22 protein-coding genes are annotated in these 23,088 nt (G+C 65.1%); 9 read left to right on the forward strand and 13 right to left on the reverse strand.

What is annotated here, in order from left to right:
- Positions 1-37 precede the first annotated feature (37 nt).
- Entirely contained in the window at positions 38-1,561 is a 1,524-nt protein-coding gene (gene exaC / locus J2S97_RS15840) for an acetaldehyde dehydrogenase ExaC (RefSeq protein WP_307050900.1), read from the forward strand.
- Between the two features lie 197 nt (positions 1,562-1,758).
- Positions 1,759-2,346, forward strand: coding sequence for an adenylate kinase (locus J2S97_RS15845; protein WP_307050932.1), 588 nt, complete (start codon positions 1,759-1,761; stop codon positions 2,344-2,346).
- 100 nt (positions 2,347-2,446) lie between these two features.
- Here J2S97_RS15845 and J2S97_RS15850 read toward each other — a convergent pair whose 3' ends face one another.
- Positions 2,447-3,136, reverse strand: coding sequence for an HAD hydrolase-like protein (locus J2S97_RS15850; RefSeq protein ID WP_307050901.1), 690 nt, complete (start codon positions 3,134-3,136; stop codon positions 2,447-2,449).
- A 99-nt stretch (positions 3,137-3,235) separates the two neighbouring features.
- Here J2S97_RS15850 and J2S97_RS15855 point away from each other — a divergent pair, with 99 nt between their 5' ends.
- Positions 3,236-3,724 (forward strand): Lrp/AsnC family transcriptional regulator, encoded by a 489-nt coding sequence (locus tag J2S97_RS15855; protein WP_373460570.1) that lies wholly within the window; start codon positions 3,236-3,238, stop codon positions 3,722-3,724.
- On the opposite strand, the gene J2S97_RS15860 is transcribed toward J2S97_RS15855, so the two are convergent.
- Together J2S97_RS15860 and J2S97_RS15865 are read right to left on the reverse strand one after the other, a co-directional pair.
- The gene (locus tag J2S97_RS15860; RefSeq protein ID WP_307050903.1) at positions 3,721-5,130 is read right to left on the reverse strand and encodes an aldehyde dehydrogenase family protein; all 1,410 of its coding nucleotides are present in this window, start codon (positions 5,128-5,130) and stop codon (positions 3,721-3,723) included. The two genes, J2S97_RS15855 and J2S97_RS15860, sit on opposite strands and share 4 nt — an antisense overlap.
- The gene (locus J2S97_RS15865; RefSeq protein ID WP_307050904.1) at positions 5,123-6,229 is read right to left on the reverse strand and encodes a homoserine dehydrogenase; all 1,107 of its coding nucleotides are present in this window, start codon (positions 6,227-6,229) and stop codon (positions 5,123-5,125) included. The genes J2S97_RS15860 and J2S97_RS15865 overlap by 8 nt, the downstream gene beginning before the upstream one ends.
- Positions 6,230-6,528: 299 nt before the next feature.
- Between J2S97_RS15865 and J2S97_RS15870 the strand changes: the two genes are divergently transcribed.
- Both J2S97_RS15870 and J2S97_RS15875 read left to right on the forward strand, forming a co-directional pair.
- Positions 6,529-7,998: an amino acid permease gene (locus J2S97_RS15870; protein WP_307050905.1), complete on the forward strand. Its 1,470-nt coding sequence runs from the start codon at positions 6,529-6,531 to the stop codon at positions 7,996-7,998.
- A gap of 178 nt (positions 7,999-8,176) precedes the next feature.
- Positions 8,177-8,953, forward strand: coding sequence for an IclR family transcriptional regulator (locus J2S97_RS15875; protein ID WP_307050906.1), 777 nt, complete (start codon positions 8,177-8,179; stop codon positions 8,951-8,953).
- Here the strand turns inward: J2S97_RS15875 and J2S97_RS15880 are convergent.
- The 3 genes from J2S97_RS15880 to J2S97_RS15890 are packed head-to-tail and all read right to left on the reverse strand — an operon-like array spanning position 8,946 to position 10,959.
- A complete protein-coding gene (locus J2S97_RS15880; RefSeq protein WP_307050907.1) occupies positions 8,946-9,707 on the reverse strand; it encodes an IclR family transcriptional regulator in 762 nt (253 codons plus the stop codon). The two genes, J2S97_RS15875 and J2S97_RS15880, sit on opposite strands and share 8 nt — an antisense overlap.
- 41 nt (positions 9,708-9,748) lie before the next feature.
- A complete protein-coding gene (locus J2S97_RS15885; protein ID WP_307050908.1) occupies positions 9,749-10,528 on the reverse strand; it encodes a cyclase family protein in 780 nt (259 codons plus the stop codon).
- The gene (locus J2S97_RS15890) at positions 10,525-10,959 is read right to left on the reverse strand and encodes a hypothetical protein (RefSeq protein WP_307050909.1); all 435 of its coding nucleotides are present in this window, start codon (positions 10,957-10,959) and stop codon (positions 10,525-10,527) included. The genes J2S97_RS15885 and J2S97_RS15890 overlap by 4 nt, the downstream gene beginning before the upstream one ends.
- Before the next feature lie 164 nt (positions 10,960-11,123).
- Here J2S97_RS15890 and J2S97_RS15895 point away from each other — a divergent pair, with 164 nt between their 5' ends.
- Genes J2S97_RS15895 through J2S97_RS15905 form a run of 3 tightly spaced genes read left to right on the forward strand, consistent with a single transcriptional unit; the run spans position 11,124 to position 13,386 of the window.
- Positions 11,124-12,500, forward strand: a complete 1,377-nt coding sequence (locus J2S97_RS15895; protein ID WP_307050910.1) for an NtaA/DmoA family FMN-dependent monooxygenase — start codon at positions 11,124-11,126, stop codon at positions 12,498-12,500.
- Positions 12,501-12,542: 42 nt separating this feature from the next.
- Positions 12,543-12,875 (forward strand): ArsR/SmtB family transcription factor, encoded by a 333-nt coding sequence (locus tag J2S97_RS15900; protein WP_307050911.1) that lies wholly within the window; start codon positions 12,543-12,545, stop codon positions 12,873-12,875.
- Between the two features lie 13 nt (positions 12,876-12,888).
- Positions 12,889-13,386: an SRPBCC family protein gene (locus J2S97_RS15905; protein ID WP_307050912.1), complete on the forward strand. Its 498-nt coding sequence runs from the start codon at positions 12,889-12,891 to the stop codon at positions 13,384-13,386.
- Positions 13,387-13,484: 98 nt separating this feature from the next.
- On the opposite strand, the gene J2S97_RS15910 is transcribed toward J2S97_RS15905, so the two are convergent.
- Positions 13,485-13,682, reverse strand: a complete 198-nt coding sequence (locus J2S97_RS15910) for a hypothetical protein (protein ID WP_307050913.1) — start codon at positions 13,680-13,682, stop codon at positions 13,485-13,487.
- A 417-nt stretch (positions 13,683-14,099) separates the two neighbouring features.
- Here J2S97_RS15910 and J2S97_RS15915 point away from each other — a divergent pair, with 417 nt between their 5' ends.
- Positions 14,100-14,798 carry a DUF2306 domain-containing protein gene (locus tag J2S97_RS15915; RefSeq protein WP_307050914.1) on the forward strand — a complete coding sequence of 233 codons (699 nt, stop codon included), beginning with the start codon at positions 14,100-14,102 and terminating at the stop codon, positions 14,796-14,798.
- Here the strand turns inward: J2S97_RS15915 and J2S97_RS15920 are convergent.
- From J2S97_RS15920 to J2S97_RS15940, 6 genes are all read right to left on the reverse strand, one after another.
- Complete coding sequence (locus J2S97_RS15920; protein WP_307050915.1) at positions 14,767-16,584, reverse strand: thiamine pyrophosphate-dependent enzyme; 1,818 nt, start codon at positions 16,582-16,584, stop codon at positions 14,767-14,769. The two genes, J2S97_RS15915 and J2S97_RS15920, sit on opposite strands and share 32 nt — an antisense overlap.
- Before the next feature lie 253 nt (positions 16,585-16,837).
- The gene (locus J2S97_RS15925; protein ID WP_307050916.1) at positions 16,838-18,352 is read right to left on the reverse strand and encodes an amino acid permease; all 1,515 of its coding nucleotides are present in this window, start codon (positions 18,350-18,352) and stop codon (positions 16,838-16,840) included.
- A gap of 64 nt (positions 18,353-18,416) precedes the next feature.
- Positions 18,417-19,358, reverse strand: coding sequence for a glutaminase (locus J2S97_RS15930; protein WP_307050917.1), 942 nt, complete (start codon positions 19,356-19,358; stop codon positions 18,417-18,419).
- Entirely contained in the window at positions 19,355-20,953 is a 1,599-nt protein-coding gene (locus J2S97_RS15935) for a PucR family transcriptional regulator (RefSeq protein ID WP_307050918.1), read from the reverse strand. The genes J2S97_RS15930 and J2S97_RS15935 overlap by 4 nt, the downstream gene beginning before the upstream one ends.
- A gap of 235 nt (positions 20,954-21,188) precedes the next feature.
- The gene (locus J2S97_RS24010; protein WP_373460571.1) at positions 21,189-21,482 is read right to left on the reverse strand and encodes a winged helix-turn-helix domain-containing protein; all 294 of its coding nucleotides are present in this window, start codon (positions 21,480-21,482) and stop codon (positions 21,189-21,191) included.
- Positions 21,483-21,521: 39 nt separating this feature from the next.
- Positions 21,522-22,841 (reverse strand): dicarboxylate/amino acid:cation symporter, encoded by a 1,320-nt coding sequence (locus J2S97_RS15940; protein WP_307050919.1) that lies wholly within the window; start codon positions 22,839-22,841, stop codon positions 21,522-21,524.
- Between the last annotated feature and the right edge of the window lie 247 nt (positions 22,842-23,088).

Raw genomic sequence — 23,088 nt, forward strand, 5'->3', positions numbered from 1 at the left:
GCCAGGACGAAGACGTCTGTTTTCCAGAGGAGTGACCATGACTGTTTATGTACAGCCCGGCCAAGAAGGATCCAAAGTCCGGTTCAAGGACCGCTATGAGAACTGGATCGGCGGAGAGTGGGTGGCTCCAACGACCGGCCAATACATCGAGAACGTCTCCCCGGTGAACGGAAAGCAGTTCACCGAGGTGGCCCGCGGCGCCGCTGCGGACGTTGAGCTCGCACTCGATGCCGCGCACAAGGCCGCACCGGCGTGGGGCAAGGCATCGGCCACGGAGCGCGCCGCAGTGCTGAACAGGATCGCGGACCGGATCGATGCCAACCTCGAATTGCTGGCGGTCGCCGAAACCTGGGACAACGGCAAGCCCATCCGCGAAACCCTCAATGCGGACATCCCGCTCGCGGCGGACCACTTCCGCTACTTCGCAAGCGCCATCCGCGCCCAGGAAGGCCGGCTCTCCCAGCTCGACGACGACACCACGGCCTACCACTTCCACGAACCCCTTGGGGTGGTGGGCCAGATCATCCCGTGGAACTTCCCTATCCTGATGGCCGTGTGGAAGATGGCTCCTGCCTTGGCAGCCGGCAACGCGGTGGTGCTCAAGCCCGCTTCCAACACGCCGGCCTCCATCCTGGTCCTGGCCGAACTCATCGCGGACCTGCTGCCGCCGGGCCTGCTGAATATCGTGAACGGCTTTGGTGCCGAAGTTGGCAAGCCGCTGGCCTCCAGCCCGCGGATCCGCAAGATTGCGTTTACCGGCGAGACCTCCACCGGGCGCCTGATCAGCCAGTATGCCAGCGCCAACCTGATCCCGGTCACGCTGGAACTGGGCGGCAAGAGCCCCAACATCTTCTTCAACGATGTCGCCGAGTCCAACGACGCGTTCTACGACAAAGCGCTGGAGGGCTTCACCCTGTATGCCTTCAACCAGGGCGAAGTCTGCAGCAGCCCGTCCCGCGCCCTCGTCCAGGACGGTATCTACGATTCCTTCATGGCCGACGCCGTGGCCCGCACGCAGAAGATCATCCAGGGCAACCCGCTGGATACCAACACCCAGGTCGGCGCCCAGGCATCAGTAGGCCAGATGGAGAAGATCCTTTCGTACATCGATATCGGGCTCGAAGAGGGCGCCAAAATCCTGGCCGGCGGTGCACCGACGGAGCTTGACGGGGACCTGGCCGGCGGTTTTTACGTCCAGCCCACCATCTTCGAGGGCCAGAACAAGATGCGGATCTTCCAGGAAGAGATCTTCGGCCCTGTGCTCTCCGTTGCACGCTTCACGGACTACAACGACGCCATCAGCATCGCCAACGACACCCTCTACGGCCTCGGCGCCGGCGTCTGGTCGCGCAACGGCAACGTCGCCTACCGTGCCGGCCGCGAAATCCAGGCCGGCCGCGTCTGGGTCAACAACTACCACGCCTACCCGGCCGGCGCCGCGTTCGGCGGCTACAAGTCCTCCGGCATCGGCCGCGAGAACCACGCCATGATGCTGGACCACTACCAGCAGACCAAAAACCTCCTGGTCAGCCACTCCGAAAACAAGCTCGGCTTCTTCTAAGCCTGGGCACCAGTGCAGGTTCGCCGGAACTGCCACCGCGTGACCGCCTACTGCACCACAACTACCGTTAGCTGCATAAAAAGCCAGTGGACGGCGGCGGGACCTCCCGCCGTCGTACTCTGCTGTCACGCACCGAGGCATCCTGTCGACGCTGACATGAAGCAACGGCACAACGAAGGGTTACTTGAATGACGAGAATGTTGATTATTGGCCCGCCCGGTTCCGGCAAGGGCACGCAGGCGGAGCGCATCTCGGAGCGCCTCGGCGTTGTTGCGATCTCCACCGGCGACATCTTCCGCGCCAATGTGAAGGGCGGGACGCCGCTTGGCATCGAGGCCACGAAGTACATGGACGCAGGTGACTTCGTTCCGGACAGCGTCACGAACGAGATGGTGCGCAGCCGCCTTTGCCAGGACGACGTCGAGAACGGTTTCCTGCTGGACGGTTACCCCCGCACCACGGCGCAGGTTGATTATCTGGACGGGGTCCTGGCCAGGGGCGGGCAGGAACTGGACGTCGTGCTGCAGCTGACGGCCGATGACGACGAGCTGGTGCACCGTCTCCTGGGCCGCGCCAAGGAGACGGGCCGCAGCGACGACAACGAAGCCGTCATCCGCCACCGGCTGGACCTGTACCACGAGCAGACCGAGGCCGTTGTGGCCAAGTATGCCGAGCGCGGCATCCTGACCCAGGTCGACGGCATCGGCGGCATCGATGAAGTGACCGACAGGGTGATGGGCGCCATCGAAAACCCAAACACGGTCTCCATCATCAGCGGGCGGTGATCCCGGACCACGTGAACACCGTGATGGTCCAAAGCTAAAACGGAGGGCGACGGCGGGACTTCCCGCCGTCGCCCTCCGCTTCAGTTACCGGTGCGGCTGCTTACCGGCCTGCACGGAGCAGCAGAGAAAGGACCTCGGGTGTCTCGGCAACAGCCGCGGCCCCGCGCGCTTCCGACGGGTCTCCGTATCCCCAGGCGACAAAGATCGTAGGGACGCCGTGCGCGGCCGCCCCGGCAACGTCGTACCTCCGGTCGCCCACCATGACCGGGCTGGAAATGTCCACACCCTGCACCTTCAGCCGCCCCAGCGATTCGGCAATAACGTCCTCCTTGGAGGCCCTGCCGGCTGCGTCGGACGCACCGCAGATGTCGGCGAAGTGACGGTCGATACCAAAAGCGCCCGCCAGCCGGACCGCCTGATCCTCCACTTTGGACGTTGCCACGGCCATCGGACACTGCAGCGAAGCCAGCTGCTCCAGGAGGCCGCTAACACCGTCAAAAAGGCTGGATAGTTCCGCCCCTGTTTCGGCGTAGGCTGCGCGGTAGTGACGGAGCGCTTTCTGGGCGGTTGCTGTATCCAGGCCCGCGCTCTGCCGAAACGACTCGTACATAGGCGGTCCGACATACTTGAGCAGGTCCCGCTGCGGAGGGACCGGCGCATTTACGGCTTTGAGCGCCCGGGCAGCGCTGTCCATCACCCCTGGTGCGGAGTCCAGGAGCGTCCCGTCCATGTCGAACAGAATGCAGCTGACGGCGGCGGGTGCCTGATTGTCCAGGTGTAGACGTATCATTTCTGCGGAGCCTTTCTGGCTACGGTTTCGGAGCGCACACAGTCCCAGGGGCAGTGGCGCACCGATGTTTGCGGGAGGGTAGGGATGGACGGGGCGGGTTTGGATCACATCGACCAGAAGATCCTTGCGGAACTCACAAAGAATGCCCGGGTGTCCCATGCCGAGCTGGCCAGCAGGGTGCTCCTGTCCCGGAACGCCGTGCGGCAGCGTGTCGACCGCCTCGAGCGGCAGGGCTACATCCAGGGCTACACGATTGTGGCGGGCAGCGTGGGCCAGAACATGGTTTCCGCTTTCCTCATGATCTACCGCAAGGACCGCATGCGCGGCGCCGACGTCCTGGCAGCATTGCGGACCATTCCCGAAGTGGTCCTCTGTGATGTCCTGAGTGGCGATTTTGACCTGCTGGTGAGGCTGGAGGCGCGCTCGCTGGACAGGGTCCAGGAGATCTGGGAGCAGATCGCGGCCCTCCCCGGCGTGGGCGACACCGTGACCGCACTGACCCTGTCCAACGTCATCCGACGGCGGGGAGCCGACGGACTCGGCGACGGGCACGGCTCAACCAAGCTCCAGGGTCCGCCGCCCCGCTAGTTCCTGATGCAGACCACCTTCGCCTGGGTCATCTCCTCGTAGGCGAACCGGACGCCTTCCCGGCCCATGCTGCCGTACTTGGACCCGCCGAACGGCATGCCGTCGAACCGGTAGTCGGAGGAGTCGTTGATCATCACGCCGCCTGCGTCCAGATCCCGGGCCGCACGCATGGCCGCCGCGAGGGAGCGGGTGAAGATGCCCGCATGAAGGCTGAAATCGATCGAGTTCGCCAGCCCGATCGCTTCGTCGTAGGTGCTGAACATCTTGAGCATGACCACCGGTCCGAACACTTCCTCCTGCCAGAGGCGGCAATCCTCCGGGACGGACTCCAGGACGGTCGGCAGCAAAACGTTTCCCTCAGCCCGGTTGCCGGCCAGGACCGTTGCGCCCGCGTCGATGGCGCCGCCGATCTTCAGCTGGACCTCCCTGACCGCTCCAGGGCTAATCATGGGGCCAACGTCGGTCCGTTCCTCGGCGGGGTCACCGGTGACCAGTGCTCTCGTGGCCGCCACGAACTTCCGGCGGAATTCGCTGTAGACGGAGCGGTGGACCAGAATGCGCTGCACCCCCACACAATTCTGGCCCGCGGCCCAGAACGCGCCGGATACACATGAGTCCACGGCTTTGTCCACGTCCGCATCGTCCAGGACGATCACCGGCGCGTTGCCGCCCAGGTCCATGGCTAGTTTCTTCAGTCCCGCCGTGCGGGCGATTGCCTCACCGGTCGCGAACCCGCCGGTAAAGGAAACCATCCGGACGTCCCGGGTCCCGATAATGGCCGCCGCGACATCCCTCCCGCCGTGGACCACCGTGAGGACCTCCGGCGGCAGGCCGGCGTTGTACAGCGCGTCAGCCAGCAGCTGGGCGGACAGCGGCGTGAGCGCTGACGGCTTGAGCACGACGGCGTTGCCCCCTGCGATCGCCGGGCCCACCTTGTGGGCCACCAGGTTGAGGGGATCGTTGAAGGGCGTGATGGCGGCAATGACCCCGAGCGGCTCCCGCGTGAACCAGCCGGTCCGGTCCCCTGAGCCGGCATAGGAGTCGAAGGGGATGACTTCGCCGGCACCGCGCGTGGCTTTCTCCGCGGACAGCCGGAGCGTGTTGATGGCCCGGTGCACTTCCTTGCGCGCCTGGCGGATGGTCTTCCCCGCCTCCGCCACGATGGTGCGGGCGAAGTCCTCGCTTCGGCGTTCGATGTCCGCCGCTGCCGTGGACAGGATGGCGGCCCGCGCATGGCGGGGGAGGGACTTTGCGGTCACGGCGCCGGAGCGTGCCGTGGCCATAAGTGCAACAACAGCATCTCTGTCGGTGGTGGGGACCGCTCCGACAATCCTGCCGTCGTAGGGACTGGTCACCTCGTGGAGGTTGGGAACCTGGACGTCCCGCAGAATAGTGGTCTCAGACACGCGCCAGCCCTCCGTCTTCCGCGGCAGCCTGAACAGAGCCGGCGGCGCCGCGGCCTTCCGCGGCCTGGTGGATGGCGATGATATCGGAGAGTAGCGCGTAGGCCGTTTCGATGCGTCCGGCGCCGGGGCCGGAGACCGTCACTGGGCCCAGCAGGTCGGTTTCGAACGAAACAGCGTTCGTGGCGCCGGAGATGCCTGCAAGGCTGTGGACCAAGTCGATGGCGCGCGGTGCAACGCCCGCCTCGATGCCGCCGTCGGGAGTCCGCCTGGCGGATCCGATCAGCTTCCAGCGGCGGCCGGCCGAAGCGGCCACCCGGATATCCTCCGGCGTCACTGCGGAAATGCCCTCCCGTTGGACGTCCTTCAGCTGCAGATTCCCGCCGAGGAGCTCGTTGGCGAGGATCAGCACCTTCAGCTGCACGTCAAAACCTTCGAGGTCCGCGGCCGGATTCGCCTCGGCGTAACCCAGTTCCTGCGCCTCCCGGACCGCCTCGCCAAGGTCAAGGCCGGCTTCCATGCGCCCCAGAACGTAGTTGCTGGTGCCGTTCATGATCCCTTCGAAGCCGTTGAGCTTCAGCCCGCTGAACATCTGCCTGGCCAGGCGGATCACCGGCGTGCCGCTCATGACGGCGCCCTCAAACTCAAAGCGGACTCCCTGCCGTGCTGCCAGGGCCGCCAGTTCACGGCCCCGCAGGGCGACGGGTCCCTTGTTCGTGGTGCAGACGTTCTTGCCCGATTCCAGGGCCCAGCGGACGTGCGAAACCGCGGGCTCGCCGTCGTCGGGATTCGTGAAGGTGGCCTCACAGATGATGTCCGCTGTGCACCCGCGGATCACAGCCTCGTTGTCCGGCTCAGCGGAACCGCCGTACCGGGCGAAGGTGTCGCCGCCGCTGCCGCTGTCTCCGCCCAGTGCCAGGGCCATGGACAGATCAATGCCGTTGGCGTCCATCAGTGAACCGAGGCGCAGGTCGGTGATGGCGACTACACGCAGGCCGAAGCCCAGCTCGGCGCGGAGGGCTTCGCCGCGGGAAGCGATCAGCTCGGCCAGGCTGCGGTTCACTCCGCCGAAGCCAATAAGTGCAAGGTCGTAGGTGGTCATGCCGTGTCCTTCTCTCGGAAATGCTTGGTGGTTCCATGCTCAGGCCGGGCCCTGTCCGTCCCGCCATGTGATTCCGCCCAAAGGACTGCGCAAAGTGACCAAGGATGACGCCGTTGTAACGCGACTCCTTAATATTCGTGCAATATATGCATCTAGGGATGTTTTTAAAGATCGAAACGGCGATTTGGTGTTACTTTCATCACGGCGGTTGGGTTTGCCGGACTGGTCCCCAACGCCCTCCGAGGCTTTCCGGTGCATCAATCCCGTTCGCACCTCGACTACTTTCCCGGGAGCAATTCATGGAACTCTCTTCCACAACCCGCTTGGATCCGCAGGCTTCTTCATCACTCAAACCGGGACCCGCTGAACCGGGACCCGCTGAATCAGGGCAGCCGGCGCCGGGGCTCCGCCGGTCCATGGGCCCGCGGCACCTGGTGATGATCGCCATGGGCGGCGTCATCGGGTCCGGCCTCTTCCTCAGTTCGGGCTACACGATTTCGCAGGCCGGACCGCTTGGGGCGGTCCTCGCCTATCTCGTGGGCGCCTTCGTCGTCTACCTCGTCATGGCCTGCCTCGGCGAGCTGGCCATCGCCTATCCGGTCTCAGGCGCGTTCCACATCTACGCCGCCAGGTCCATCGGTCCCGCCACCGGCTTCACCACGGCCTGGCTGTACTGGCTGTGCTGGGCCGTGGCCCTGGGGTCGGAGTTCACCGCGGCCGGACTGCTCATGCAGCGCTGGTTCCCGGGAATTGAGGTGTGGGTCTGGTGCATCGTCTTCGCGTCCATTCTGTTTGCCCTGAACGCCGTCTCCTCGCGCTTCTTCGGCGAATCCGAGTTCTGGTTCTCCATCATCAAGGTGGGCGCCATCGTTGTCCTGATTGCCTTTGGCGGCGCCGCGCTGGTCGGGTTCAACCCGCTGGCCGGAGGCTCCCACCCGTTCCTGCTCGAAAACTTCAACACGTCGGGCGGGCTGTTCCCCAACGGTTTCTCCGGCGTCCTGGTGACCGCCCTTGCAGTGTTCTACGCGTTCTCCGGTTCGGAACTCATCGGCGTCGCAGCGGGCGAAACCGCCAACCCCGAGACCAGCATTCCCAAGGCCATGCGGACCACGGTGTTCCGCCTGCTGATCTTCTTCGTGGGCGCCATCGCTGTCATCGCTGCCACCATCCCCTTTGACCAGGTGGGCCTGGACGAGAGCCCCTTCGTGACGGTCTTTTCCTCCATCGGCATTCCCTATGCGGCGGACATCATGAACTTCGTCATCATCACCGCCTTGCTGTCGGCTGGAAACAGCGGCCTGTTCTCCTGCGCCAGGATGCTCTTTTCCCTGTCCGAAGAAGGGCACGCGCCGAAGGCTTTCCGGAAGCTGACCAAACACGGGATTCCCCTCATCGCGCTCTGCGTCAGCATGGTTGGCGGGCTGGCCTCCCTGATCAGCAGCGTGGTGGCTCCGGAAACGGTGTACCTCGCGCTGGTGTCTGTCGCCGGGTTCGCCGTTGTGGGGGTCTGGATGTCCATCACGGCGTCGCACTTCTTCCACCGGCGGGCCTTCGTTCGGAACGGCGGAAACATCAACGACCTCGCCTACAAGGCCCCGCTGTTCCCGGTGGTTCCGATCCTTGCCTTCACGCTCTGCCTCGTCTCGCTGATCGGCATCGCCTTCGACCCGAACCAGGTCGCTGCCCTTTACTTCGGCGTTCCTTTCGTGGGAGCCTGCTACGCCTTCTTCCACTTCAAGTACGGACGACGGCGGCAGCCCGCCGAGTAGCCTTCTGCGGCAGTTCTGCGGCAACCCCGCCGGCCCGGCGGCCGAACCAGTGTTCGGCCGCCGGGCCTCCGGGTGTTCGTCCCAAGGCCCGCCTTCCGGCAAGGCGAAGGCCGCCGGTCACCACCGCCTGCGCTGTGTGAGAATGGGCGTTGAAGTCCACCAGAGGGAGCGGTTCAGCTTGGAATTGTCGGAAGCGTCATCGCTCGGCCAGGGCCTTCGTATTGTCCGGCTCATCGTCGACCGCGAGAAGCAGGGCAGGGGACTGTTGGGGGTATCGCAGCTTGCCGCCGAGCTGGAAATGGACCAGGGCCGCGTATCCCGGCTGACCCAGGAGCTGTGCGAGCTGGCCATTCTGGAGCGGGTGGAACGCGGACCGTTCCGTGCCGGGCCGGCCTTCTTCCAGCTGGCGGCCAGCCTGAACGTTGGCTGGATCGGCCAGGCCAAGCGCGAGCTGGAGCTCTTTGTGGCGGAGTACGGCCTGCGGGCCAGGCTGTCTGTCCGTGACGGCGTACGCGTGATCCTGCTCAGGACATCCAGCAATGACGGCGCGCTGGGAAGCTTTGTGAAACCGGGCATGGTCACCCCCGTCTGGTGCACAGGATCAGGCCGCGCCCTCCTCTGGGACCACAAGGCCGCCGAGGTTGAGGAGCTTCTGCAGGGTGTGGACTTCATTGGCGTGGGCGGCCCGCGGGCAGCTCACTCCGTGTCGGAAGTATGCGAATTGATGGAACAGGACCGCCCGCAGGGTTTCATCAGGGCGGCCGAGGAGTTTGAGCACGGCGTCCACGAGCTGGCCGTTCCCGTCCGGGATCCGGGCGGACGCGTGGTCGCAGCCCTCACGGTCCTCGGCAGCAGTGCCGCTTTTGGTTTCCGCTCCGAGGAGATTGCCGTTGCGCTGCACTCGGCAGCACGGCGCCTCTCAGCGGTGGGCTCTGGCGGCGGGGGAGTCAGCTAGGCCGGCCCAGGGCAACTTCAAGCCACGCGCCCCACTTCAGGGCTGCGGCAGCGGTCTCTCTGCTCTTCGGTTCCAGCCGCGCCTTTGATCCGACCACCTGCAAAGCAGCGATGGTTTCGCCGCGGAAGTCGCGGACGGGAACGGCCACCGAGTACAGATTGGGCTCTGCCTCTTCGTCCACAACGGAATAGCCGCGCTCCCGCGCCCCGGCCAGGCGGGCAAGGAAGTCTTCAATATCGGCCGGAGTGTTGGGGCCGTGCCGGATGAAGTCGGTCTGGCTAAAGACGGCCCGGACCTCGGCGTCGCTGGCGTCCCACAGCAGCGCCTGGCCGGCGTCGCTGCAGTATGCGGGGTAGGGCCGGCCGATCCACGAGCCCACCATCCTGCTGTTCGATGGGACGTGCTCACCGATCGTTACGGTGCTGTCCCCGTTGAGGACACCGAGGAAGCAGCCTTCCCCGGTGTCCCCGACGAGCCCCTCCAGCGCCGCCATGCCCTCGGTCCGGAGCCGTTGCTCAGTGAGTAGCTGGGCATCCGTGTAGAGGCTCCAGTCCAGCGAATACTCCCGGTGCCCGCCACGGAGCAGGAAATTCTCCTGCTGGGCGGCCTTGAGCCCGCGGGATACCTGGCTGCGGTCCTTGCCGAGATCTGCGGCGATGTCCCCGACGGTCGCGCCCCGCGCCCCTCCGCCGTGACGGGAGCCGACGGCGAAGACAACTTGCATTCCGCGGCCCATGCTGGAGATTTTCGACATGGCTCCGATCTTAGTTGCTGCCAACCAGCGGTTTTGTGTCCCTAGTGGATCGCGAAGACGCGGGCAGGGAATCCGCTGCCGCCTTGGGGCTTCGGCCAGGTGGCCACGAGCACCGCCCCCGATTCGGGCAGGCCGTCCAGATTGGCGAGCAGCTCTATCTGCCAGCAGTCCTGGGCGAGGATGTAGGTTTCCAGGCTGAAGTCCTGGTGTGACGTCGCCTTGCCCGGGTCCGTATCCGTCTGTTCGTGGCCGATCGCCGTGATGTTCCGCTCGGCGACCAGGAAGGACAGTACGTCCCGGGACCAGCCCGGGGTGTGGCTGACGCCGTCGGCATCCCGGTTCGCCATCGCCTCGGGGTCCGGCCAGCGGTTGCTCCAGCCGGTCCGGAGCGCCACGAATGCGCCCGCCGGCATCCGGCCGTTGCGATCCTCCCATTCGTTGACGTCATCCAAGGTGGGCGTCGCGTCAGCGTCGCTCGCGGCCCGCGTGCTGATGTCCAGCACCACCAGGGGCAGCACCATCTCTTCCACCGGGATGTTGTCCAGGCTTCGCCCGCCCCGGATAAAGTGCGACGGCGGGTCCACGTGGGTGCCCCACTGGCCCACGATGGAGTACACGTGCGCTGTGAAGCCGTCGCCCCTATCCAGGTCGAACAGGGCCGTCCGGCCTTCGTCCGGAAAAGCGGGGAAGTGCGGCTGGCCGGGGTGGAAGGCGTGCGTCAGGTCTGTGAACGAGCGGCCGGACAGCAGCGACCGGAAGCCTGCCCAGAGGCTGGTGGCCTGAGTTGCGGTGGCCTGGGCGCCGGCGGTGTGGACCGTCATGACGCCATTCCCAGTGCCGGACGAATCGCCGCTGCGGTGGAGACCCGGACCGGATCGGAGAGCTCGATGACCGGCACCTCCCAGGGGTGGACTTCGATCATGCGTTCCAGGAGCCGGCCGACTGCCTCCTCGGACAGATCAGCATCCAGGTAAGTGGTCAGGACAAAAGTGGCCGACAGGGTCCTCTCGCCCGCGCGGCCGAACGTGGGGTTTGCTGCCGCCGAAGCGGTGAATCCCTCGAAGCCAAGACTCGATTCGAACACATGCCGGTAGTTTCCAAAGTCCCCCAGTTCGGGGCATGACTCCAGTGTGTCAAAAAGTGACGCGAGGCCCGGATCCGCTTTCAGGACCTCCAGGTCGCCCTCCACCAGCTGCTTCAGAGAGACTGCGGCAATCGGCCAGTGGACGCGGAGTTTGCGCACGCTTCTCATTCCAATATTCATGTCTGGATGCCTCTTCCATGGATCGTCCGGAGCCAGCTCGTGTGGCGTTTGCCTCATCCTGACAGAAGGTGACGGGCAACACAAGCATATCTATTTGTCTATACTGCACATAGCTTGAAATTGTTCCGTCCACGAAAGCGAAGTGATCCGTCTTGAGCACGCCTACCTCCCCGCTGCTTTTTGCCCTCTACGAACAGGCCAGCGTGGGTTGCGGCGGCGCCCCGAGTCTCTGGACGCACCCGCTGGATAACCGTCTGGAACTCAACTCACTGGACCGCTGGCGGGATGTGGCCATCACAGCCGAACAGGCCAACCTCGACGCACTGTTCTTTGCCGATGTCTTGGGCCTCTATGACGTGTACGGCGGATCGGCCGACGCCGCCCTGGGCTGGGCCGTGGAAGCACCTGCGAATGACCCCTTTATGTATGTGCCGGCCCTTGCTGCCCTTACGGAGCGGCTGTCATTCGTGATTACGGCCTCGACGACGTACGAGCACCCGTTCTCCCTGGCGCGCCGCTTCGGCACCCTGGACCACCTCAGCAACGGCCGGATCGGATGGAACATCGTCACGTCGTATCTCTCCAGTGCGGCCCGGAATTTCGGCATGGACGAGATGCTCAGGCACGCCGACCGCTACGGCCGCGCGGATGAATTCATGGATGTGTTCTATAAGCTGCTGGAGGGCAGTTGGGCGGCCGACGCCGTAATCGGAAGCAAGAGTGAAAAGGTCTACGCCCGTCCCGGTTCCGTCCAGTCGATCAACCACGACGGCGAGCATTTCCGCGTGGACGGACCGTCGCTGACGTCGCCGTCGCCGCAGCGGACCCCCGCCCTGTTCCAGGCCGGATGGTCGCCGCGGGGCCGCGAGTTCGCGGCCAAGCACGCCGAAGTGATTCTGCTGCCCAAGAAGGATCCGCAGGAAATCGCCGCAGGGCTGGCGGACATCAATCGCCGGGCGGTGGAGCGGGGCCGCCCCGCCGGCGAGGTGCGATCCATGGCACTGGCCCGGATCATCACCGCTCCCACTGCGATCGAAGCGCAGGAGAAGTATGACGGGCTTCAGCGCAACTACCACCTGGAGGCGCAGCTGGTCAGCTATGCCGGCGATACCGGGATCGACCTCAGCAAATACGCCGACGATGAGCCGCTGGCCACGGTGACCAACGGTCTCACGTCCTACGTGGTCAAGGGGGCGCCGCAGGACAAGCCGCTCACCGCCGGGGATGTGCGGCGCAAATTCTCCGAGGTGACGCGCGGAACCGACCTGCTGTTCATCGGCACGCCGGAGGGCGTTGCGTCGCAGATCCAGGACCACGCGGCGACGTCAGGGCTGGACGGCTACATGATCAACCCGCTGGTCAGCCCCGGCTCCCTCAATGACTTCGCCGAACTGGTAGTGCCGGAACTGGCCAAGCGCGGGCTTTATGACACGGAACCGAAGACCGGCACCATGCGCTCCAGGCTGCGGGCTGACGGTGCGGACCTGATGGCCGGCACGTCTTACGGGGCGGGCTTCCGCCAGCGTTAGCCCCATTGACACCCCTCCGCCGCAGTCGTATTCTACAACCAAATGGTTGTAGATCAGATAAGCGAAGCCGAAGTTGACCGCCTCTTCCAGGCGTTCTCCGATTCCACCCGCCGGGACATTGTGCGACGGGTGACAGTGGGGGAATACTCGGTGTCGGGCCTCGCCGCCCTCTACGCCATGAGCTTTGCCGCCGTCCAGAAGCACGTGGCGGTGCTGGTGCGTGCCTCCCTGGTTACGAAGGAGAAGCGCGGAAGGGAGCAGATCGTGCGGGGCAATCATGATGGCCTGGAGAAAGCCCGGCGTCTGCTCGATGAGTACGAGGCGATTTGGCGGCAGCGTGCCGAGCGGATCGCAGACATTCTCGCTGAAGGATAGGAAAGGTTCCGCAATGACTGTTATCAGTTCCACCAAGAATCTTGAGGCCCTGAGCTTCACCCTCGTCGCTGAATTCGATGCGGGCGTTGAGCGCGTCTGGCAGATCTGGGAGGACCCCCGGCAGCTTGAGCGCTGGTGGGGCCCGCCGACCTGGCCGGCGACGTTCGACCAACTCGACTTCCAGCCCGGTGGGAAGGCCGCCTATTACATGACCGGCCCGGACGGCACGAAGGCCCGCGGCTGGTGGCGCATCACCTCCGTCCAGGCTCCGAACCAGCTGGAGTTCGACGACGGCTTTGCCGACGACGACGGCAACCAGGTCGAGGACATGGGCACCACCCACGCGACGGTCACCCTCGAGGACCTCGGCGGCCGCACCCGGATGACGGTGCTGTCCACCTTCGAGTCCGAGGAGCAGATGAACAAGATGGTCGAAATGGGCATGGAAGAAGGGATGAGGGAGGCTGCCGGCCAGATCGACGCCCTGCTCACCGAGCACTCGCACGCCTGACCGGCATAGCGGTCAGCGAAGGCTGTTCAGGCCCCTAACGCAAGAGAACGACGGCGGGAGCTCCCGCCGTCGTTCTCTTGCGTTTCTTGTGTGGTTCCTTAGACGGTAACGCCCTGGGCGGCTTTCCGGTTCAGGCTCACCGTGAAGGTGTTCGGTCCGCTGAGGGTGACGGCAACGTCGTTCCGGTGGGCGTTGGCCTTGGTGGAAATGTCGTGCACGAGGGCGTCCAGCGTGTGGTCAATCGCGGAGCGGTCCCAGATTTTCAGCGTCACGGAGTGGTTGGTTTCGAACGTCATTATTCGGTGCCTCATTCGTAATTTCGGTCATGGGCTTCGCGTCGGTGCGGAGCCCGGGACGGGTCTATCCATGAACGCTCAGAGGCCTTCTGCAGCTCGGGCGAGCTCACTGGTTTGGCCTCGTTGCGTCCACCAGGTTGGGTCGTTCTGAGCCGCTGCATCCCTGCGCCTAAGCGCGGGAATTGGGCTCCCGCGGCCGGGAAATCGCATTCTCGACCGTCCTTTCCATGATGCACGGAGGAGTGCTGGCGTCTCAAGCCAATATCCGATCATTGCGCGTGAGACTCGTCACAGCGGTACTGCGAGGCCTTGTCGGTCACGCTTCCGGCCCGGTGCCTATTGACAAGTGTACGGCGTACACCTATGGTCAATCGCATCAGGTGTACGCCGTATACCCAGCCAGCGAAGGACCCCGCCATGCCAACGCAAACCATCCGCCCCGCGGCAGCACCCGTCCGGCGTTCCCGGCCCCAGTGGCCCGTGCCCGCCGGGTTGATTCTGCTGAGCCTCATTCCGGTGGTTTTCGGGGCCCTGCGCCTGACCGAACTGACCTCCGGCGCCGACGTCACGCCGCAAAACGCGCGGTTCTTCGCGTCCCCGATCCCGGTGGTGACGCACATCGTCAGCGTCACCGTCTATTCGCTGCTCGGGGCGTTCCAGTTCGTTCCGTCACTTCGGGGACGGCGCGGCTGGCACCGGATCGCCGGTCGCATACTCATTCCAGCCGGCCTGTTCGCCGCCCTCTCGGGGCTGTGGATGTCCGCCTTCTACCCGCTTTCCGACGGCTACACCGACGTCCCGCTGCGGCTCTTTTTCGGAACGGCCATGCTGGTGAGCCTGGTTCTGGGAGTGGCCGCGATCAGGCAGCGGGACTTCGTGCGGCACAGCGCCTGGATGACGCGCGCCTATGCGATCGCCGTCGGCGCGGGAACGCAGGCCCTTGTGAGCATCCCCTGGCTGCTTCTCATCGGCCCCACCGACGTGCCCACCCGTGCAGCGCTCCTGGGAGCGGGCTGGGTGATCAACGTGGCCGTGGCCGAGTACGTCATCCGGCGCCGCGCCCGGAAGGCATCCCGCCGGACGGTCAGTAGGCCCTCACCCGCTGTTCCACGATGAGGTGGATGAGGGCGAACATCCCGTCCTGGTCGATGGCCTGGAACGCAGCGTCGATGGCGGCCGGCACATCGCCGTCACGGGTGACCGTGATACCGAAGCCGCCGAAGGCCCGGGCCATCAGGCCGAAGTCCGGGTTCTTCAGCTGCGTGCCCGACACCCGGGACGGGTAGTGCCGCTCCTGGTGCGTGCGGATGGTGCCGTACTCCTGGTTGTCCATCACGACGATGAGCGGCGTGGCCCCGTACTGCGCTGCTGTGGCCAGCTCCTGGCCGTTCATGAGGAACTCGCCGTCGCCGGCGATGGTGACTACCCGGCGCTGCGGACTGGCCAGGGATGCGGCGATGGCCGAGGGAACGGAGTAACCCATGGAGCCGTTCCGGGCGCTGATCATGGACGCGTAGCACCGGGTGGGGAAATACCGGTGCGCCCAGTTGGTGTGCTCGCCTGCACCGAACGTCACCATGGCGTCCTCAGGCAATCGCGGGACCAGGTTGGCCATGAGCGTGTCCATCTTTGCCGGCCCGTCGCCCGGCGTTGCCGGAGGCAGTGTGGCGAAGGACGTCTGCTCGGCGCGCATTCTGGCTGTCCACGCCTTCCACTCCTCCTTCAGGGGCAGATCGATTGCCACCAGGTCACGGACAAAAGCGTCCGGCTTCGCCAGGATCTGCCGTGAGACCGGGCCGGAGCGGCCGCGGAGCGAGGGGTCGACGGTGACGAGGAAGTTCTTCTTGTTCCAGTCCTGCCTGCAGACAAACCCGTCCGTGAGCACGTCCCCTGGAACGGTCCCGACGAAAACGAGCAGGTCGGTTTCCTCCAGCAGGTCGTAGGTGGGGCGGGGACGGCCGTAGCCGATCGGACCAACATAGGACGGCGAATCGAAGGAGACGGTTCCCTGGGTACGCCATTCCGCGGCGGCCGGGATGTGGTGCCGTTCAAGCCACTCGGTGAGCTGGCTGGCCGCCTCCTGCGTCCAGTCGTTCCCGCCAGTGACAAACAGCGGCTTCGAGGAACTCGCCAGTGCGGTGGCGAGTGCCTCGGCGTCGGTGGTGCTCATGCCCCCGGCGGCGACCGGGATGACGGGGTGCGGGGCCGGATCAACCTGCTGGCGGATGATGTCTTCCGGCAGGCCGACGACGACGGGCCCTGGCCGTCCGCTCATGGCCGCGAACATGGCTTCCGCAACAATCTCGGAAGCCCGTTCGGCGTGATCGAGCACCATAACGCGCTTGGCTCCGGTGTCGAACCAGGCCTTGATGTCGAATTCCTGGAACGCTTCGCGGTCGCGGTGCGCAAAGGGAATGAGCCCGACGAAGAGCAGCATGGGCGTGGAGTCCTGCCAGGCAGTGTGCAGGCCAACGTGGGCGTTGGCAGCTCCGGGGCCGCGGGTGACCATCGCAACGCCCGGACGCTGGTTCATCTTGCCGTCGGCCTCGGCCATGTAGGCGGCACCGCCCTCATGCCGGCAGACCACGGTCTCGATGTCCGAACCGTGCAGCCCGTCCAGCACGTCCAGGAAGCTCTCGCCGGGAACCACGTAGGTGCGTTCCACGCCGTGGGCCACGAGGGAGTCAACAATTACGTGCCCGGCGGATTTCAGCGAGGCGCTCCCGGCCGGGCCGGCGGTCGGGCTTCCGCCCGGGCCGGTGCCCTGACTGGCGCCCGGACTGGTGCCCGGACTGGACGAGGCGACCGATGGGGCGGGCTGTGCTGCGCGGTGGTTGGGGATCTGGCCTTCGAGCGGTTGCGTGTGCGTTGCGGTCATGGTGTGTGCGGACTCCGTTGTCATCACTACTTGTCTTCTTGGGTTGGGTGTTGTTTTACGTGCGTTGGGTGGAGGCGCCCGTGGCGCCTAGTCGGTTTCCGGTCCGGTGCAGAAGAAGCAGCCGTCCTCACAGCTGTCCGTCGTCTGGTTTTCCGTGGGCGCCCGGTAGGGCTGGGGGCGCAGCAGGTCTTGTCGGTTCATGGCGGGCTTTCGGTCGGTTGTTGTTGGAGTGCATGTTGGGGTCCGGGTTTGCGGAGCCGGGCGGTCGCGGGACCTGCTACCGGATGGGAGTCGGGTTGGCCACCACGGGCGCGGCGCCGGTGTAGCCGTCACGTGCCTCGGCGATTTCGTGGATCCGTTTGCGGCAGGCGTACCAGCCGGCGACCATGAGGGCACAGGCGATGAGCGTGACCAGGAGGGTCAGGGGGGAGTCGATGAAGACCATCACCAGGACGCTCACGAGAAACAGGAGTGAGAGGTAGCCGGTGTAGGGGGCGCCGAACATCCGGAAGGACGGGCGCTTCAGCCAGCCCTTGTCTGCCCAGCGTTTGAGCTGCATCTGGCAGAGCACGATGGTGGCCCAGGTGACGATGATGCCCACGGAGGCGACGTTGAGGACGATCTCGAAGGCCTGGCCGGGGACGAGGTAGTTCAGCGGGACGCCGAGGAGGGAGACGCCGGCGGTGATGGCGATCCCGCCGTAGGGTACGCCGGCCTTGTTCATGCGCTGGGCGAACTGCGGGGCGGAGCCGGCCACGGACATGGACCGAAGGATGCGGCCGGTGGAGTAGAGGCCTGCGTTGAGGGAGGACAGTGCGGCGGTGAGGACCACGAGGTTCATGATGACGTCCACACCCTGGATGCCGATGGAGCCGAAGAACGTCACGAAGGGGCTGACGCCTTTTTCGTAGGACGTGTAGGGCAGCAGCAGGGCCAAAAGGATGACGGAGCCGACGTAGAACACTGCAATGCGGAAGACCACTGAATTGATCGCCTTGGGCATGATCTCTTTGGGGTTTTCGGTTTCGCCGGCAGCAGTGCCGACCAGCTCGATCGAGGCGTAGGCGAACAGCACGCCCTGCATGAGGATGATCATGGGCAGGATGCCGTTGGGGAAGATCCCGCCGTTGTCGGTGATGAGGCTGAAGCCGACTTCCTGGCCGTCCACCGGGGTGCCGAAGATGACGAAGTACGTGCCGACGAGCAGGAACACGACGAGGGCGGCGACCTTGATGATGGCGAACCAGAACTCCATCTCGCCGAAGACCTTGACTGAGACGAGGTTCAGGCCCAGCACGACTACGAGGGCGGTCAGGGCCCAGGCCCATTGCGGGACGTCGGCCATCCAGGGGATGTAGTGGCCGAAGAAGTTCATGTAGAGCGCTGCGGCGGTGATGTCCACGATGGTGGTGGTGGCCCAGTTGAGCCAGTAAAACCAGCCCGAGACGAAGGCGGCCTTTTCGCCGAAGAACTCGCGGGCGTAGGAGACGAAGGAGCCGGAGGACGGGCGGTGCAGCACCAGTTCGCCCAGGGCCCGCAGGATCAGGAAAGCGAAGAAACCGCACACGGCGTAGGCAATGACCAGGGACGGGCCTGCGGCGTTGAGCCGGCCGCCGGCACCGAGGAAGAGGCCGGTACCGATCGCACCGCCGATCGCGATCATCTGGATCTGGCGCGGCTTCAGGCTCTTGTGGTAGCCCTTGTCCTCCGCATGGAGGAGTCTCTCAGAGGCGTGCGCGTGGCCGCCGTCAGCCTCGTACTGGCCAACCTCGTCATTGGGGTTGTTGGGCATGGGTGATCCTTTCGACCGGTTGAAGATCTAGCTCAGGGTGGAACAGGAAAGTGCGGGGACCGGATCAGAAAACGGACCATCCGGTGCGGTCGGACAGGTCAGCGAGGGCCGCCGAGCCCGCCAGGGAATTTCCCTTGGAGTCCAGCCGCGGGCTCCAGACGCAGATGGCGCACTCCCCGGGGACGATCACCAGGATTCCGCCGCCCACCCCGCTCTTTCCGGGAAGGCCGACGCGGTAGGCGAACTCACCGGCGGCGTCGTACATGCCGCAGGTGAGCATGATGGATCCGATGCGCTTGGCCTCGCTCCGGGGGACGACGGGGCCGTTTTCTCCGTGCCCGCCGCGGGCAAGGAACAGGCCGGCCTTCGCCACCTCGATGCAGCTCATCATGATGGAGCACTGCCTGACGTAGTTCTCCACCACGGCCTCGGCGGGCCGGTGCAGGTTGCCGAAGTTCTTCAGGAAGTGGGCCAGGGCCAGGTTGCGGCTGCTGTTGGCCAGCTCGTTCTGTGCTGCCACCTCATCGATGAAGGGTCCTTGGCCATTGGTCTGCCCCGCCTGGCCGCGGAGGAAATGCAGGACATGCCCTGCAGCGTCAGGGAACCTTTCCATCAGGTGGTCGGTCACCACCAATGCGCCGGAATTGATGAACGGGTTCCGGGGGATCCCGTGCTCCACTTCAAGCTGCACCAGGGAGTTGAACGCGGTTCCCGACGGTTCCCGGAGCACCCGGGACCACAGCGTACCGGGGTCATCCGCGCTGAGGGCCATGGCCAGGGTGAAAACCTTGGAGATGCTCTGGATCGAGAAGGGCAGGCCGGCGTCGCCGGCGCTGAACACGTCCCCGGACGTTGTGGCCACCGCTATGCCGAAGCGGTCGAACGGCGGCGACGAGAGGTGGGGAATGCCTGCGGGCACCGAGCCTGCAACACTTCGGGGCCGGTGGCTGCGGACAATGTCAGCCAGGACCAGGCCCAAGGGCGGTGAATCGAGTGCTGTCATCATTTCTTGCCCAGGTGCTCCTTATGCGTGGCGGCCCACTCCTGGATGTGGAGCAGGGCGACCAATGAATCTCGGGGATTGCTGAAGTTCAGGCCCGTGACCCGGCTGATCTTGCTGATCCTGTAGTAGACGGTGTTCTTGTGCATCCTCATCCGCTGGGCGCATTCGGCCACATCCAGTGATGCCTCGAAGTAGGCCCGGAGGGTTCCGGCCAGTTCGCGGTCGTCGCGGAGGAGGGTCCAGAGGGTGCGATGGCGGAAGTCGGAGGCCGTGAAGTTCTCCACCGCCTCATGGAACAGGATGTCCACCTCGAAGTCGTCCACTGTGGCCACCGAAGCGGTCCCGGACCGCCGCATGGAGCCGAGCAGGGCCTCCGTCTTAGCGGTCACGGAGTGAATCGACAGGAGATCGGAGGCGACCGGCCCCACTGCCGCGAACGGACTGATGCCCAGATGTTTCCCGGCGTCCCGGACGATGGCTTCGGCGAGGCTCCGAAGACCGGCTTCGGCTTTGGCGGACTGCAGCCCCGGGACGATCACGGCGGTGTCGCCGTTGAACTGCCCCACGATGGCAGATGGCTTGTAGGCCGCCGCATGGATGGACGCAAGGTTGGCGAGTTCCCCGTGTTTGAGGGCTGCGTCGTCTTCCTGCGCCCCGGCGGCGGACATTCCCAGCAGGATCAATGCCGACGGGCGGTCGGCGGGAATCTTCTCGCTGTGGGCACTCGCCGCGGCTTCCGCCGGGCCCGAAAGGATCCGCGCAATGCGGTCCTCGCGCATGTGCACGGACTGCTGGTTGCGGTAGCGGATCAGCTCGGCGGACACACGGGCGGCCGATCCGGTCAGGACATAGTCGACGTCCGCGCCGAAACCGTCCCCGGTTTCCTGCAGCCAGATGTATCCCATGATGCGCTCGCCGGCGAACAGGGTGATGGCGACGCGCTCCCTCAGCCCGTCCTGGGGCCGGGCCGGGACCCTGACAGGCAGTCGGGTCCGGTGCAGTTCGCGGTAGGCACCCAGGTCCTTCAGGAGGAGCTCGTATTTTCGCGGACCACGGCGTGCGAGGATCGATGCCTTGCGGAGCTCATCGATGTCGTTCGTGACCGTGGAGTAGGCCAGGACCTTGTTGGCGGCGTCCTCGATGACAACATGGCTCGATGTCAGGCGGGCCGTGGTCTGCGCGATGGCGAACAGGTCTTCTTCCAGCAGCGTCAGTACTTCGCTCTGGTAGCTCCGCGGCGTGATCCGGTCCTTGGCGATGGACAGGAGCCGGTCCCAGTCCGCGGCCGGGTCCACCAGGAGGAGGCCCGTTCCGGCTGCCCGGAGCAGCTCTTCGGCTTCCCCCAGTTCGCCCGGACTGCCTTTGACGGCGAGCACCAGGGGCGGGTTCTTCAGGAGGCGCCGCAGCGCCGGCAAAGCGGAGCGCCCGCGAACCCCGATCAGCAGGACAAACGCGGCGCCGCCGTCGGAGGTCTCGTCGTCCGCGTCAACGATCAGAAAGCGTTCAATGGGGGATTCCGCACGGGACGGCCGGAGGATGAGGCTGGCGAAACCCAGGGGGAGATCCGACAGGATGTCGTCCACTGTAGCTGCGGCCATGGGTTTCCTTCGGCATTGATACCCGTCCGGACGGCTCTGTCCGGTCACCCAATGCTATCTAGTGCATTCACCGGAAAATATGGATGCCGGACTAAATCCAGTGCTGGCTTTTAGGTCCCTGAACCAAGGTGGGGCGGGTGGGGAGCAGCGCGGGGGACTCCGGCGGTAAAAGCAACGCGGACGACGGCGGGAGGTCCCGCCGTCGTCCGCCTGCGTCGCAGCCAGAGTCGTGCTGCTAGGAGTCCGTCCCCGTTTTTCGAGCGGCCAGAGCGTAGAAGGGCGTGCAGCGGCCTCTCGCTTCGGGTGAAATGTTGGAACGGACGATCGAAGCGCTCTCGAGCGCTGCCAGGTGGTATCTGACGCAGTCCCGCGAGGTGGCGATGCCGCTGCTGATGTCAGCGACTTTGCTTGCGCCGTTGATCGCCAGGTAATTAATGATTTGTGCTCTGATCGGTGTGCTTCGGGCCCTATTCGTCCGCTCAATGCGGTGTGCGTCCGTTGGGCTCTGGAGTTCAAAGTCAGCGGTCATTGGCCATGCCTTTCGTCCGGTGTGAGGGGATTCGCTCGGTCAGTGCATCGAAACGCGCTCAGGCGCCCTGCTGCCTTTGGTGACCTCAGTGACTTCGGTGTCCCGAACGTCGTGGGGTGACCCTGCGTGCGTCTCTTCGAGGAGGGAAGCGGTCTTGTCGTGGTTCCGGCCGATGACCGCGGTGGCGATGGCATTCCCCAGGATGTTGGTGGCGGTGCGTCCCATGTCCAGGAGTTGGTCGATCACCAGCAGGACGCCGATCCCGGCGGCGGGGATACCGAAGGCAGGGACCACGGCGGCCACGACCACGAGTGACCCGCGCGGCACGCCGGCCATGCCCTTGCTGCTGAGCAGGAGCATCGCGGTCATCGCGATCTGCTGGCCAAGGTCCATGTCGATGCCGTAGGCGTTGATGAGGAAGACTGACGCGAAGGTCATGTACATCATGGAACCGTCCACATTGAACGAGTACCCCAGGGGCAGCACGAAACCGGTGGTGCGCTTTTCGATGCCGAACCTGGTCAGGCCGTCAATGAGCTTGGGCAGGGCTGCCTCGCTGCTGGAGGTGGCGAAAGCGATGACCATGGGTTCACGCACGATGCGGACCAGCCGGAAGGCTGCTTTTCCGAGGAAGGCGACCGCGACGGCGATCATGATGACCCAGAGCGCGGAGAGGGAAACATAGAAGCCGCCGATAAACGATGCGTAGGTGGCGAAAGCGTCCAGGCCCTGCGCGGTGAAGGCCGCTGCGATGCCGGCGAAAACGCCCACCGGCGCCGCCTTCATCACATATCCGGTGACCTTGAGCATGACGCCCATGAGTTCGTCGATCGCATCTGCAATGGACGAGCGGCCTTTCTTCCGGAGGTTCAGCAGTGCGATGCCAAAGAGAGCGCCGAACACAAGGATCTGCAGGGGGTTGTTCTCCGTCAGGGCCGCGAAGACGCTCGTGGGGATGATGTGGGTCATGAACTCCGCGTAATCGAGGGGCTTCGTCTCCATCCCGGCGTCGCCTCCCGGCATCAGGTTGAGCCCGTCACCGACGTTCAGTGCATGAGCCGTGATGAACCCGAAGGCGCCCACCAGGACGGAGGCGGACAGGAACCAGATCATCGAACGGCCAAAGAGCTTGCCCACGCCGGCGGACTTGGCCGCTCCTGCAATGCCGGAGACGAGTGTGGCAAAGATCAGTGGGGCAATGATCATCTTGATGAGGTTCAGGAACATGTGCGTGACGGTGTCCAGCACGGACACCACGGATTCGCGGGTGGCGTCGGGCAGCAGCCAGTGGAACAGCAGGCCGCTGAGGATACCGAACACCAGCGCTGCCAGAATCCACATCGTTGATTTGTTTTTCATGCTCACTCCTTGCGTAGAGGCCGGGCTGGTGGCCCGGTGTTGGAACGGTCCTCGTCATCGAGTGCCGTTTTCTCTGTGGTCAGTCGGGATTTGGGCACGACGGTGTGCCCCTGCTCCCTGGTCGGATGGGGTAGAAGCTGTGCGGTTGGGAGGGGGTTTTACTTGCTCAGGTTGGCCAGGCGTTGGGGGCTGAGGAGTTCCTGGAGTTGTTCGGCGGTGAGGAGTTTGTGTTCGAGGACGAGTTCGG

It is taken from the genome of Arthrobacter oryzae (assembly GCF_030812315.1).
Lineage (GTDB): Bacteria > Actinomycetota > Actinomycetes > Actinomycetales > Micrococcaceae > Arthrobacter > Arthrobacter oryzae_B.